Source organism: Rhodococcus sp. NPDC060176 (genome assembly GCF_042728675.1).
Taxonomy (GTDB): domain Bacteria; phylum Actinomycetota; class Actinomycetes; order Mycobacteriales; family Mycobacteriaceae; genus Rhodococcus_F.
In genome coordinates, this window is sequence record NZ_JBHWYS010000001.1 from 634,925 (window position 1) to 647,572 (window position 12,648).

Annotated in this window: 13 protein-coding genes; 7 read left to right on the top strand and 6 right to left on the bottom strand. The window is 61.7% G+C overall.

The genetic code is table 11. The features are described 5' to 3' along the window. Positions 1 to 2 precede the first annotated feature (2 nt). Together ACFWEM_RS02940 and ACFWEM_RS02945 are read right to left on the bottom strand one after the other, a co-directional pair. Complete coding sequence (locus ACFWEM_RS02940; protein ID WP_378531006.1) at positions 3 to 632, bottom strand: response regulator; 630 nt, start codon at positions 630 to 632, stop codon at positions 3 to 5. Next, entirely contained in the window at positions 629 to 1,816 is a 1,188-nt protein-coding gene (locus ACFWEM_RS02945) for a sensor histidine kinase (RefSeq protein WP_378531008.1), read from the bottom strand. Before ACFWEM_RS02945 ends, ACFWEM_RS02940 begins: the two co-directional genes overlap by 4 nt. Positions 1,817 to 1,985: 169 nt before the next feature. Between ACFWEM_RS02945 and ACFWEM_RS02950 the strand changes: the two genes are divergently transcribed. Beyond that, a complete protein-coding gene (locus tag ACFWEM_RS02950) occupies positions 1,986 to 2,576 on the top strand; it encodes a heme-binding protein (protein WP_378531010.1) in 591 nt (196 codons plus the stop codon). A gap of 209 nt (positions 2,577 to 2,785) precedes the next feature. Next, positions 2,786 to 3,772, top strand: a complete 987-nt coding sequence (locus tag ACFWEM_RS02955; protein WP_378532718.1) for an alpha/beta hydrolase — start codon at positions 2,786 to 2,788, stop codon at positions 3,770 to 3,772. A 58-nt stretch (positions 3,773 to 3,830) separates the two neighbouring features. On the opposite strand, the gene ACFWEM_RS02960 is transcribed toward ACFWEM_RS02955, so the two are convergent. From ACFWEM_RS02960 to ACFWEM_RS02970, 3 genes are all read right to left on the bottom strand, one after another. Beyond that, positions 3,831 to 4,946 (bottom strand): NDMA-dependent alcohol dehydrogenase, encoded by a 1,116-nt coding sequence (locus ACFWEM_RS02960; RefSeq protein WP_378531012.1) that lies wholly within the window; start codon positions 4,944 to 4,946, stop codon positions 3,831 to 3,833. A 79-nt stretch (positions 4,947 to 5,025) separates the two neighbouring features. Continuing rightward, positions 5,026 to 6,753 (bottom strand): PucR family transcriptional regulator, encoded by a 1,728-nt coding sequence (locus ACFWEM_RS02965; RefSeq protein ID WP_378531014.1) that lies wholly within the window; start codon positions 6,751 to 6,753, stop codon positions 5,026 to 5,028. A 77-nt stretch (positions 6,754 to 6,830) separates the two neighbouring features. After that, a complete protein-coding gene (locus ACFWEM_RS02970; protein ID WP_378531016.1) occupies positions 6,831 to 8,240 on the bottom strand; it encodes an ABC1 kinase family protein in 1,410 nt (469 codons plus the stop codon). A 132-nt stretch (positions 8,241 to 8,372) separates the two neighbouring features. Between ACFWEM_RS02970 and ACFWEM_RS02975 the strand changes: the two genes are divergently transcribed. Genes ACFWEM_RS02975 through ACFWEM_RS02995 form a run of 5 tightly spaced genes read left to right on the top strand, consistent with a single transcriptional unit; the run spans position 8,373 to position 12,255 of the window. Continuing rightward, positions 8,373 to 8,792 carry a MerR family transcriptional regulator gene (locus tag ACFWEM_RS02975; RefSeq protein ID WP_378531018.1) on the top strand — a complete coding sequence of 140 codons (420 nt, stop codon included), beginning with the start codon at positions 8,373 to 8,375 and terminating at the stop codon, positions 8,790 to 8,792. A 46-nt stretch (positions 8,793 to 8,838) separates the two neighbouring features. After that, the gene (locus ACFWEM_RS02980) at positions 8,839 to 10,215 is read left to right on the top strand and encodes an MFS transporter (protein WP_378531020.1); all 1,377 of its coding nucleotides are present in this window, start codon (positions 8,839 to 8,841) and stop codon (positions 10,213 to 10,215) included. Beyond that, positions 10,212 to 11,231: an ABC transporter substrate-binding protein gene (locus ACFWEM_RS02985; protein WP_378531022.1), complete on the top strand. Its 1,020-nt coding sequence runs from the start codon at positions 10,212 to 10,214 to the stop codon at positions 11,229 to 11,231. The genes ACFWEM_RS02980 and ACFWEM_RS02985 overlap by 4 nt, the downstream gene beginning before the upstream one ends. A gap of 21 nt (positions 11,232 to 11,252) precedes the next feature. Beyond that, positions 11,253 to 11,972 carry a 2OG-Fe(II) oxygenase gene (locus ACFWEM_RS02990; protein WP_378531024.1) on the top strand — a complete coding sequence of 240 codons (720 nt, stop codon included), beginning with the start codon at positions 11,253 to 11,255 and terminating at the stop codon, positions 11,970 to 11,972. Then, on the top strand, positions 11,962 to 12,255 hold the full coding sequence (locus ACFWEM_RS02995; RefSeq protein ID WP_378531027.1) for an Ada metal-binding domain-containing protein: 294 nt from the start codon (positions 11,962 to 11,964) through the stop codon (positions 12,253 to 12,255). The genes ACFWEM_RS02990 and ACFWEM_RS02995 overlap by 11 nt, the downstream gene beginning before the upstream one ends. Here ACFWEM_RS02995 and ACFWEM_RS03000 read toward each other — a convergent pair. Beyond that, positions 12,218 to 12,646, bottom strand: a complete 429-nt coding sequence (locus tag ACFWEM_RS03000) for a VOC family protein (RefSeq protein WP_378531029.1) — start codon at positions 12,644 to 12,646, stop codon at positions 12,218 to 12,220. The two genes, ACFWEM_RS02995 and ACFWEM_RS03000, sit on opposite strands and share 38 nt — an antisense overlap. Between the last annotated feature and the right edge of the window lie 2 nt (positions 12,647 to 12,648).

Consider the following 12,648-nt stretch of genomic DNA (forward strand, 5'->3'; position numbering starts at 1 on the left):
GGTCAGCGTATTCCGTCACGACGTAGTGCCACGGACACTGCGGCAGAGCGGGTATCGACGCCGAGCTTGGCGTAGATGTGCCCGAGGTGTGTCTTCACAGTCGCCTCGCTGATGAAAAGCGCCTTGCCCAGCTCGCGGTTGGTCATCCCCTCGGCGAGCAGACTGAGCAGTTCGGACTCACGCGCGGTGAGGGCTTCCTGCGGGCGCTGCATCTGCTGAACTAGACGGGAGGCCACGGTAGGGGAGAGAACGCTGCGCCCGGCAACCGCGCCGCGCGCCGCTCCGAAGATCTCGTCGGGAGTCGAGTCCTTGAGTAGATAGCCGATGGCACCGGCGTCGACGGCCCGTACGACGTCGGCGTCGGTGTCATAGGTCGTGAAAACGAGTACGGGAACATCGACCCCGTCGTTGCGAAGCCGTTTGATCGCTTCCGCACCGTGCATGCCGGAGCCCATGTCCAGATCCATCATCACCAGATCAGGCGAGGCGGAAGGTATCGCCGTGGCCGCTTCCTCGCCGGACGATGCTTCGCCGACCACCTCGACGTCCGGCTGAGTGTCCAGCAGCGCTCTCAGCCCGGCGCGCACGACCAGATGGTCGTCGACGAGGAACACTCGAATAGCGGTGGTCATCGGATCCTCCGTTCGAGTGGGAACTGGGCTGCGACGACGGTGCCGTCTCCCGGTGCGCTTTCCACGGTGAACGATCCGCCGAGCTGAGCCACGCGGCTCCGCATCGCGCGTAGGCCGTATCCACCGTACCGAGAATGGTCGGTGAGTTTTCCCGGATCGAAGCCGACGCCGTCGTCGAAGATGTCTACGGAGACGGAGTCGTCGAGATACGTGATCGTCACGCCCGCTGTTTCGGCGCGAGCGTGGCGGGCGATGTTGGACGACGCGCTCGAGACCACTCGCACGATGGCGTGAGCCACGTCCGGCGGCACGGCGACCGGTTCGCCCACAGTGCGAACCCGAACATCAGGGGTGAACTGGCGGGCGGCGGCAACGACCAGGGCGTCGAAATCAGCGGGGCCACCTTTGGCCGGTGCGAGGTCATGGACGAGGTCGCGGCTCTGCATCAGGCTCGTGCGGATGTTCTCTGTCGCGGCATCGACATCGGTTCGAGACGGCGAACCCGTTGTATTCCAGGTTTGTTCGGCTGCCTCGAGCCGAAGTAGGGCGCTTGCCAGCCCCTGGGTAACGGTGTCGTGGATCTCGCGAGCGAGGCGCTCTCGTTCAGCGGCAACGCCGGCAGCCCGTTCGGTATCTGCCAGTGCCGACTGCGCTTCCGCCACCTGGCGCAGAAGCCGAAGACGTTCTCGGGCATCGCGTTCCATCTGACCGTACGCTGCCGCGACCAGTGCAGCGGTGCACAGAGGCCCGAGCAGGGTCACCAATTCGGCGCGACCGGTGACCCGGTAAAACGCGATACCGGCGAGGACCCCCAGGATCCCGACGAGGGGGTAGGCGATCTTGCTCGGATACAGACGAATGCAGAGGAAGAGAACCGGGAAGGCGCACCACGCGAAACTCGGTGCAAGCCAGACCAACGCTGCCCACGTGCTCAGTACCGGCCACATCCACAGCCGTTGGCGAACCACCTCTCGCGAGGACACCGTAGCCATGACGGCGTAGAGCAGGGCGAGGACCACGGCCAGGACGAGCACCACCCCGAACCGACCGCTGGTGCCGTGGACTGCGACGTACCGAACGCCGGACGTGGACAGCAGCACGAAGAACGACGCGTGGATCGCGTACGCCAACGGACCGCGTAGGCCGAGGTCGGCGTCGGCATCCGTCGTGGCTCCACTGCTCATCCCTCGAATGTTACGGAGTGCGCCTGGCCCTCGTATCAACCATTCGGATGACATCTCGGTAGCCGTTGTGGGCACTGTTCGCCACCCGAGCGCCCGATGTGCGGACCCTCACCGGAACGCGACGCTGTATTGGACGGTTTCGAACCACTCGACTGAAAGTGTGCCCATCATGAACCACCGCATTTACACACGACTGCCCCGGACGCTTGCTGTCGCCATTCCGGTTGTCGCGATCCTTGCGAGCGCCGCCTGCTCGAGCACCGACACACCGGTGGCGAACGCATCGAGCACGACGTCGATTACTGCCACGCAGCAGCCTGCTGCGAGCGGCGATTCGGCAGTTGTCACTCAGAATCGACTCAGCGCCGACGCAGCAGTGACGGCTGCCGGTGCAGCGCTGGCGAAATGCCGCGCCGACGGTCTCGGCTTCGTCACCGTCTCCGTCGTCGACCGTGCCGGCAATGTCATCGCCATGGTGCGCGGCGACAACGCAGCCCAGCACACGGTGGAAGCCTCACGCGAGAAGGCATACACCTCTGCGGCTTTCGGAGCCGACACCAGTGACCTCTTGCAGCGTACCAAAGGCGAAGGATCGACCATCGCCGACCTTCCCGGCACTCTCTTCCTTGCAGGTGGAGTCACATTGAAGGCGGGAGCCGGGTCGATCGCCGGTATCGGCGTCGGTGGCGCTCCAGACGGAATGCAGGACCAAGCTTGTGCCGCTGCTGGGCGAGACGCGATCGCTTCGTTGCTCGGCTGAGTGAGCGCAGAGAGCGTGCTTCGTGAATTGTGCTTTTCGCCACCCGGATTCGCTCGGCATGACAGTTGTCCGTTTGCTGCGATGACCTCGGCTTTGTAACACCGAAGACCCCACAAAGGGACAAACACGTCGACAGTGGAACCGACGATGCACTTACCGGAGCAGTTTCTTCATGCGCAGTTTCGGGGAAAGACACAACCTTGCAGAGAATCAGATTCACGTTGCCCGAACGCAATACACGGCGGGTGCGGGTGCTCCTAGCGGCGTTGTTGTCGATATTCCTGCTCGGCGGTATGTTCGGTCCGACCGCCGCGAGTGCTGCTCCGGCGCGCTCGGCGCCATGGGGTGGTTACGACGAGTTGTGGGTCCCGTCTTCGATGGGAAACATCAAGGTTCAGGTGCAGTGGGCCGCGCGCGGTGGCAACGCCGCGCTGTACCTGCTCGACGGTCTTCGCGCGCAAAACGACAGGAATGCCTGGAGTTTCGAAACGAACGCATTCGATCAGTACCGCAACGACAACATCACTTTGGTGATGCCGGTGGGTGGAGAGTCGAGTTTCTACACGGACTGGTACGCGCCGTCGAACTTCAACGCCCAGCCGATAACGTACAGGTGGGAAACATTTCTCACTCGTGAGCTTCCAGACTTTCTTGCGGGGTACGGTGTTTCGCCTACCAACAACGCGATCATCGGGTTGTCGATGGGTGGTAGCGCGGCATTGAACCTGGCTGGGCACCATCGTGATCAGTTCAAGTTCGCAGGCTCACTGTCCGGGTACATCAACATCTCGGGGCCGGGCATGCGTGAAGCGATCAGGGTAGCGATGTTCGATGCCGGGCGGTACAACGTCGACTCGATGTGGGGCCCGCCGTGGTCGTCGGGCTGGCTTCGCAACGACCCGTTTGTCAACGCGGAATCGCTTCGCGGACTGTCGATGTACATTTCGTCGTCCAACGGCATCCCGGGACCGTACGATCACCCATCTGCGCCGATCGACTACTTCCACACGGCGACGGGTATGGGTCTCGAGGCGCTCTCGTGGGTTCATGCGCGTGCATTCGAAATTCGCCTGAAATCCTTGGGAATCCCAGCGACGTACAGCTTTCCGCCCGCCGGAATTCATTCGTGGCCGTACTGGTCTGCTGAATTGTGGATGGCCAGAGGACAAATCCTCGACACCATGAACGCTTGGTGAAGCCGTAGTGAGGATCTCTCCGGACTTGCTTTCGTTCGAAAGTCCGGAGAGAACTCGCTCAGAAGGTGATGATCCCGCGAAGATTGCGACCGGCATGCATGTCGGCGAAGCCGTCGTTGATCTGGTCGAGGGTGTACCGGTTGGTGATCAGTCCGTCGAGTTCGAGTTTGCCGCTGGTGTAGAGATCGATCATCCAGGGGATGTCGGCGGTGGGATTCGACGCGCCGAACAAGGATCCTTGAATTCTCTTCTGGTACAGCGTGAGTTCCATCAGGCTCACGGGAATTCCGACGTCCGCCATCTTCCCGAGGCCGGTGACGACGCATGTTCCGGCCTTTCGGATCGACGAGAATGCCTGCGCGACATGTTCTCCGGTGGTGACACCGACGGTAACGATGGCGGAATCGGCGCCCTGGCCGTTGGTGAACGAGCGCGCTATGTCGGTGGCTTCCTCCATGGTGGCCACGGCATGGGTGGCGCCCAACTTCAATGCACTCTCGCGCTTGAAAGCGACCGGGTCCACCGCGATCACGTGGGCGGCGCCGGCGTGCGAGGCGCCCTGTACCGCGTTGATTCCGATTCCGCCGACCCCCATGACGATGACGGTCTGCCCGGGATACACCTGAGCGGAGTTGACGGCGGCGCCCCAACCGGTTCCGACGCCGCAGCCGAGCAGGCACAGAGCGTCGAGGGGCAGATGCTTGTCGACCTTCACAGCCGAGAGAGTGCTGACCGTGGTGTATTCGCTGAAGGTGGACAGGCCGCAGGTTTGTGCGACGGGTTGACCGTCGAGAGACATTCTGTAGCTCGAGGTTTCGCCTGGTCTGCTGCCGGTCATGATGGCGGCGCCGTTGTCGCAGAGGTTCTGGATTCCGCTTGCACACCAACGACAACGGCCACAGGCGGCGAGGAAAGAGAACACGACATGATCACCCTCGGACCACCCTTCGGTGTTCGGCCCGACCTCGACGACGATTCCGGCGCCTTCGTGCCCGCCGCAGATGGGGTAGCGGCCTACGCCGTGGTCGCCGCTGGCGATGTGGTCGTCCGAGTGGCACAGTCCGGAGGCGACCATCTTGACGGTGAGTTCGCCACTGCGGGGTGAATCGAGTTCGAGATCGACCACCTCGTATGTGCCTGGTGCTTGGCGAATGACGGCTCCACGAGTGCGCAAGGTATCTCCTGAGGTGAGAGTTGTTCTTCGGCTTCCTCAGTTGTCTACTCGAGAGTTCGAGACGGGTCCGAGATCCGTCTCACTGATCGGACGTTTCGTACCGTTCAGACTCGTCCGGGGTGCGTCCCAAAATGGCGAGTTGCAGTTCGGTGAGAAGTCGCGTGTCCGGCTCGTCCAGCGAAATGCCCATGATCTGTTCAGCGCGCCGGATGCGGTAGCGCAGCGTGTTCGGATGCACTTTCAAAGAGGATGCGGCCTTCTTCACGTCCCCGAACGCCGTCAGGTAGGCAGTGAGCGTGAACTGCATGTCAGAGGTGTTCTTGTCGTCGTAGGAGATGAGTCTGTCGATACGAGGGTCGCGCAATCGCTCGTGATCAGCGACGAGGTCGAGTATTTCGCCCAGCAATACCGCGGTGCGTGACGCCGCGAGTGTGGTGACCTTCGAAGTTCCATGATCATCGGTGGTATCGAGCACGCGGTCCACTTCTCGACGCGCCTCGGGTACGCCGTGCAACCGCGCGATCGGCACTGCGACGGCCGCGCGGACGCTGATACCCGCACGTCTTTCGAGCACTCGCACGGTGTCGTAAGCCCAGTCGCTGATCGCGACCTCGTGCTCGGCCTGCGGGAACAGCACGTAGATCCGGTTGTCGATGATCGTCGTGACGGCATCGTGGCGAAATGCGCTGGCACGCAGGCGCAAGGCGTTGGTGATTCGATCGAGATTCGATCCGGGTGCAAGTGATGTCGCAAATCCGATGACCGCAGCCGGTCCGTCGGTGCTGATGCCGAACGAGCCGGCGAGTGAGTGCATGTCGACCCCGCCCGAGCGAACGCCGAACAGCCTTTCCACTTGGGCGTTCTCGCGGCTGGAGGCGTCCAACGACCGCATGAGAATGCGCGCGGCGACAGCGGCGGCGCCGCGCAATACCGCTCGTGCGTCGTCGGAAAGAGGTCCGGATGCCTGCTGTATCCAGATGCTTCCGAGATTATGTTGGTGCGCAACGGAACCCGTCGGCCCTGGCTGGCTGGGCCGGGTAATGCTCACAGCCAGACGGTGTGCGGCGCCGATGCTCAGCTCGGATGGCAGACTGATGACCTCGTCCGAGCGCCTGAGATGCTCGAACACGCCCCTTTTCTCGATCCATTCGGTGTATTCGATCGGCCATTCCCGGCCGAGTATGGAGAGCTGACGAAGCTCGTCTTCGCCCTCGTGAGCAGCAGAATATGCAATGACGTGCAGTGCGGTGTCGTCGATCGTGACGAGTCCACCGGTCAATTCGGCGATCGTTTCCGAGAGCGCGAACAAATCGGAATCACCGCCGGATACAGCGCCGGCGGCGGCTCGCGAACGATACAAGCTCTGCGTCAGAAGACGTTGTACAAGCGAATAGACGTGGCCGGAACTGGCCTGCGGATGGACCGCGGCCACGGCGATACCGATGCTACGTGCGGCGGTCAGTACCGCCGTCGCCTCGCGTGCATTTTTGACGAGCAGGAGCTTCGGCCGACGCCGTGGCGGCCTGCCCTCGAACTTTCGCAGCCATTGCGTGAGCGTCGATTCGGGAACCCCGACGGGAAGATAGATGTCGGAGATCGCACCTCGGCTGTCGGTGCCGTCTATGTCGGAGGACTCGACGAGGGCGATCGAACGGATTTCGACATCAAGCCCGTCCGGGCTTTCCAGTAGCTCGATCACGGACTTGTCCGTGGAATGCATGAGGGCGCCGAGGGTGGTGCCGACACGCGGCCCGTTACTCCTCGGACCTGTCGTCGCTTGCGGGAGGGCTACAGAAAGTGGCTGCACATTTGCTCCTCGGCCGGTGGGTCATTACAGGCTAACCCCGACAGACGAAATGCAGAATAAGGAAATAGGGGACAAATTTATTCGTCAGGCATGATGATGCCGAGTTCTCGGGCCTTTTCGGCGACTGCCTCGGGAAATACGTTCTTGAACAGATAAAGGTCTTGTCCGATCACCCAACCAGGTGCCAACGCCGTCGCATATCGCTCGAAGTATCCGAGTTGCTTTCCGAAAAGAACCAATTCCTCGGGACTCGCAACACCCCACTGTTTACCCAATTGAATCAGCGCCATGATCAGCTCGCTGAGCTTGAGTTCACCCAGATCGCGGCCGAGGATCGGAGCTAGAGCAGTGGCGACCTGCATACCCAGTTGGGCGTCGTCGACTTCGTAGTCGGTTGCATAACCCAAGGATCGAATTCCCCGGGCAACGCGGGCGAAATCTCCGTCGACAATCGTTGCGCGGAACATATCGGAGAGTATCGATCGCCACGTTTCCGGAAGAACACCGACAATGCCGAAGTCGAGCATTGCTATCCGGCCGTCATCGAGGACCCACAGATTCCCGGCGTGTACGTCGCCGTGGAAAGGACCGTGAACGATGACTGATTCGAGCCAGACCTTCACACCGCGCCGGATCAACATGCGGGCTTCGTCGATTCCGTCCGGACCGGCGACGAATCGATCGAGCGGAACGCCCCGCATGCGTTCCATACAGATGACTCGGGGGCCGCAGTAATCCCAGTAGACCTCCGGCGTCGTGACTCCCTTGTTGTCGCCGAACGCACTGATGTTGTTCCGGAAAGTGGTTTGCCGGTCGGCCTCGACTGCACTGTTCAATTCCGTCATCGTGGCATTGTGCAGATCGCGAATGATGGCGGTGGCATTGGCAATTCGAAGGAACTCGACAAACTTCTCGAGGATGTTCGCACCCCAATATGCCGCCCGCAGATCGATCAGCATGCGCGCATAGATGTCCGGGCGCTGGATCTTGATGACTGCCTCTCGGCCGTCGTGCAGAACGCACGCGTGTACCTGCGCAACCGATGCCGCTGCTAGAGGCGCGTCGTCGAATTTCGCGAACAGTTCGTCCACGGAGTAACCGAGGTCCTCCTGCACGACTCTTCGGGCCTGCTCGGCAGGGAAGGACGGAACGTCGTCGAGGCAACGCAGGCACGCATTGGCGACCGGGGCCGGGAACAGGCCGGACGACGACGCGACCAGTTGACCGAGCTTGACGAAGGTGGGCCCCAGAGCGATGAAGCCGTCGACCATTCCGTCGGAGGCAGCGTCCGCCCAGGTGCGTCCACGCTTGCGGAAAGGCCACACGATCAGCGCCAGCATGATCGACGTGGACAGCACGACGGCGATGATCGCGGAGCGCCACAACTGGGCGAGGCCGAAGCGTTCCAGGTCCGGCATGCGGACCTCGAGGGCAGTGGCGGGCACTCCCGACGAGTACGGCCCGACAGGTCGCGTTGGATCCAGCACAGCTCTCCCTCGTTCAACGAGCGCATCCAGCATTTTGCCGTGAGATCACCTACGTGACCCCTTCCGTTAGTCAGTATGCCAAGTCACACATAACTGCCGGAACCGCCTACGCATTCAGCCTACGATCGGTGAATGCGTGAGCACTTGATCCCGATCGGCGAGGTTGCAAAATCGTTCGGAATCGCGGCGTCGACCTTGCGGTACTACGAGGATGAAGGCTTGCTGTCCGCGCGGTCGCGAACCGGCGGCAAACGCTGGTACGGGCAGTGTGAGCTGCGACGGCTGGCATTGATCCGGATGTACACCGAGACGGGAATGTCCTTGGAACAGGTGCGCTCCTTCATCGAAACCGACACCACGTCCGAGCAGTTCTCCGCGGTTCTCGCGGATCAAGTTTCGGCACTCGAGGCACAGATCGCCGCCGCTACGCGAGCGAAACTGATTCTCGAGCATCACCTGACGTGTCGGCAAGAGCGTCCGATGCAGTGTCCGTGGTTGCTCGAGCAACTCGACATTCGCGTAGAAGCGGCGCTTGACTTCAAGTTGACTTGAACCTCCATAGTTAGGGCGCACTTACCGCCCTACTCGGAGGTTGACCATGTCGACACGACGATGGCTGCCGCTCATCGCCGCATGCATCGGAACTTTCCTGTTGCTGACGTACGCCACGATCACGACGATCGCGGTGCCGGCCATCGCAGACGGTTTGAACGGCAGTACGGGCGCGATGTCCTGGGTCGTCGACGCGTACACACTGGCCCTTGCTGCGCTTCTGGTGGGCATGGGCGCGCTCGGCGATGTATGGGGACGCAAACGCCTCTACATCTGCGGCCTGGTCGTGTTCCTGGTTGCGACGGCCGTGTGTGCTGTTGCTCCGGACGTCACGGTTCTGGTCACAGCTCGCGGCGCGCAAGGAATTGCCGGTGCAGCGATGTTCGCGACGCTCCTGCCTCTGCTCGGCGACGCATACTCGGGCCGTGATCGTCACTTCGCCTTTGCCGCGTGGGGCGCCGTCGCCGGATTGGCGGCCGGAATCGGGAATGTTGCAGGAGGGCTGCTGACGCAGTTCTTCGACTGGCGTGCGGTCTTCTATTTCGGAATCCCCGTGGCCGCAGTAGCGCTCGCAATGGCTGTTTTCTGTTTCGCCGAAAGTAGGCGCGGCGACGACAATATCGACTGGGCCGGAATGGTTTTGTTCACTCTCGCTGCCGTTGCCGCGGTTCTCGGCGTGACGTGGGGCGGCGACGCCGGGTGGACTTCGTCTTCGACAGCTCTCGCCTTCCTCATCGCAATCGTTGCGTTGACGGCATTTGTGTCCTGGCAGCGTCGAAGCAGCAGTCCGATGCTCGATCCGGCCTTGTTCCGATCCCTGAAATTCGACGGAGTTCTCGTCGCGGCTTTCGGTTACTACCTTGCGGCTTACGGCCCGCTCGTCGTTCTTTCACTGTGGCTGCAAAACGGGTTGGAACTGTCGGCGTCGACGGCCGCAATTGTGCTCTCGATTCAACCGCTCGCTTTTGTCTTCGTATCAGCACTGGGTGGATCGCGGCTTCAGCGAGTCGATCTTCGATTTTCGCTTGGATTCGGGACGGTCCTCTGCGGAATCGGTTGCCTCGCCATGTTGTACGTTCTCATCGCACCGATCTGGCCGGCGCTTATCGCCGGACTGATTCTGACGGGTGTCGGTTCAGCCATGGTGTCGCCGGTGTTGCCAGGTGCCGCGATGTCGGATGCTCCGGCAGAGCGCTCCGGGACGGCTTCGGCCACAGCCAACTCGTCGCGCCAATTTGGGCTCGCAGTCGGAATTGCTTTGTGCGGCTCGCTCTTCGCCGGATCGGACGAGTTTGCTCTGCTGTGGCCGTTGGTCTTCTGCGCCGGCGTCGGAATGCTCACGGGTTTTGGATCGATCCTTCTCTTTTCTCGCTCGTCAACTCCTGCAACAGTTCAACCAATCGCCGAAAGGGCACACACATGACCACGCTGCTCACTCCACGACCGCACAGGCGTCTCGAGATGGACTGGAATCGTCGCAGGTTCCTCGGCGCAGCAGCAGGATTGGCTGCTGCGCTGGCAGCGGCCGGGTGCTCACGCTCCGGCGCAGATGCCGGCGGCACACGCGATGCTGGTTGGTCCTTCACCGACGATCGCGGAACCCTGATCGAGTTGGATTCACCGCCGAGAACATTTGTCACCTACACCGGAATCGCGGGTGCGCTGTGGGATTACGGACTGGTGCCTGTCGGTGTTTTCGGAGCGCTCACACGATCGCCGGGATCGACGGACACCAGCATCTCCGGCAACTTGGATTTCTCGAAGACCGACATGGTCGGGCAACTCTGGGGGCAAGTGGAACTCGAAAATATCGCTGCGCTTGAGCCGGACGTCGTCATAGTCCCTCAGTTGCGTGGTTCGGCTCTACTCGACGAGGCGAACTTGGATGCGGTGAAGGGCTTGTCGACAGTACTGTTCGTGGAAACGGCAGCAGGAACCATCGACCGAACCGTGCGAGAGATCGTGGAACTGGCCGTGGAACTCGGAGCAGACCCGGATATGGACGTGCAGCGAAAGGACTACGACGCTGCGCGCCAGCGGATCTCCGAAGTTGCTTCTTCACTGAACAATTCACCCGTACTATTCGCCTCCGCAGATCCGGACACGATTCGAGTCAGTCGTTCCGGATTTCCGATCCTCGCAGACCTGGCGGGTTTGGGTCTTGCCGTCGTCGATCCAGCAGAGGGATCGTCGGTCTACGTCGAGAAGCTGGCCTGGGAGATGGCGGACCACTATCCGTCCGACATGATCTTCCTCGACGATCGTCCGTCGAGTTTGCAACTGGATACGCTCGGCACCAATCCTGCGTGGTCCAACTTGCCTGCGGTGAAGGCGGGGAAGATCGGCACCTGGAATCCGGAACCAGTGCTCAGTTATGCCGGGATCGCCCGTACGTACAACACTTTGGCTGACCAACTGCTGGCATTCTCACATTCCTGACCGCCGCGTCGTCTACGACGTATGGACCTGTTCACCGATCTGTCTGCTCGAGTTGATTCCCTCGATTGGCCTGCGCTGATCGAGGGAATCAACTCCAGTGGGTGCGCTCAGACGACACCGCTACTCGACGAATCGGAGTGTCGCGAGATCGCTTCCTGGTACTCGGACGTCGACCGATTTCGAAGCACGATCGACATGGCTCGGTACCGCTTCGGTCAAGGGGAGTATCGATACTTCGGTGATCCTGTACCCGAGCCGATCACCGCTATGCGAGCGGCTTTCTACCGGCAGCTTCTCCCGATCGCGCGAGAGTGGGCGTTCAAGCTGGGGGACAGCGCACCGTGGCCGGACACTTTCGAAGAATGGATCGACCAATGCCGCAACGCCGGCCAGAATCGGCCCACCCCGATTCTCCTGTCCTACGGCCCTGGTGACTGGAATGCACTGCATCGGGACCTGTACGGAGAGTTGGTGTTTCCCTTACAGGTGGTGATCGGGCTCGACAGACCTCGAATCGATCACGCCGGGGGAGAGTTCTTGCTCGTCGAACAGCGGCCGCGCGCCCAGTCGAAAGGGACTGTCACGGTGCTCGAACAAGGTCACGCGTTGATCTTCACCACGCGAGATCGGCCGGTCCAGAGTTCGCGTGGGTGGTCCAGAGCCCCTGTGCGACATGGTGTCAGCGTGGTGCACGCGGGTACCCGTCGAACATTGGGATTGGTGCTCCATGATGCCGAATAGGACATACATTCTCCGCGACGCCCGCAACAAACCCTACGAGAATTCGATGCCCGGTGCGCTTGGCGGGCACCGGAAAACGAAGGTCTACGGCCGGCTCGACTGTCGAGGGGCGGCGCAGGCAATCGCGCGTGGTGGGTATGTCGCCAGTCGGGTGTTCTTCTCGGACGAGCCGACCGCGATTGCGGCCGGCTATCGCCCCTGCGCTGTCTGCATGCCCGAAGACTACGCAGCGTGGAAGGCGGCTTCTACGCGCCGAAGCGGTCGCGGTACTCCTTCGGAATGAGCGGCTTCTCGCCGCGGACCTTCAGCTGCTGGACAGCCCAGGTATTACCGTCCGGGTCGGCGAATCCGAAGAAGGTGCCACCGTCACGCTCGTCGAAGACGGTGACCTCACTGGCATCGACGCCGCGGTCGATGAGCTCCTGCCGAGCCGCTGCCGCGTCGGCTGCGACCAACTGCAATCCCTTCAACGAACCAGGGGCCATCTCGGTTTGCGACGGCAGGTTGCCGATGACGATGGAGCAGCCCGAACCTCGCGGCGTGAGCTGGGCAACCGTCATGTGTTCGTTCACGGTGTGGTGGTCGAGGTCGAAACCGACCTTGTCGCGGTAGAACTCGATGGAACGGTCGAGATCGCTGACGGGAACGATGACTACTTCGAGGGTCCAGTCCATGA

What these genes read in the sequence shown, in the direction of transcription:
- ACFWEM_RS03000 (WP_378531029.1), bottom strand. Translation starts at nt 12,646, where the DNA reads ATGGACTGGACCCTCGAAGTAGTCATCGTTCCCGTCAGCGATCTCGAC.
- ACFWEM_RS02990 (WP_378531024.1), top strand. Translation starts at nt 11,253, where the DNA reads ATGGACCTGTTCACCGATCTGTCTGCTCGAGTTGATTCCCTCGATTGG.
- ACFWEM_RS02985 (WP_378531022.1), top strand. Translation starts at nt 10,212, where the DNA reads ATGACCACGCTGCTCACTCCACGACCGCACAGGCGTCTCGAGATGGAC.
- ACFWEM_RS02995 (WP_378531027.1), top strand. Translation starts at nt 11,962, where the DNA reads ATGCCGAATAGGACATACATTCTCCGCGACGCCCGCAACAAACCCTAC.
- ACFWEM_RS02945 (WP_378531008.1), bottom strand. Translation starts at nt 1,816, where the DNA reads ATGAGCAGTGGAGCCACGACGGATGCCGACGCCGACCTCGGCCTACGC.
- ACFWEM_RS02975 (WP_378531018.1), top strand. Translation starts at nt 8,373, where the DNA reads ATGCGTGAGCACTTGATCCCGATCGGCGAGGTTGCAAAATCGTTCGGA.
- ACFWEM_RS02940 (WP_378531006.1), bottom strand. Translation starts at nt 632, where the DNA reads ATGACCACCGCTATTCGAGTGTTCCTCGTCGACGACCATCTGGTCGTG.
- ACFWEM_RS02980 (WP_378531020.1), top strand. Translation starts at nt 8,839, where the DNA reads ATGTCGACACGACGATGGCTGCCGCTCATCGCCGCATGCATCGGAACT.
- ACFWEM_RS02950 (WP_378531010.1), top strand. Translation starts at nt 1,986, where the DNA reads ATGAACCACCGCATTTACACACGACTGCCCCGGACGCTTGCTGTCGCC.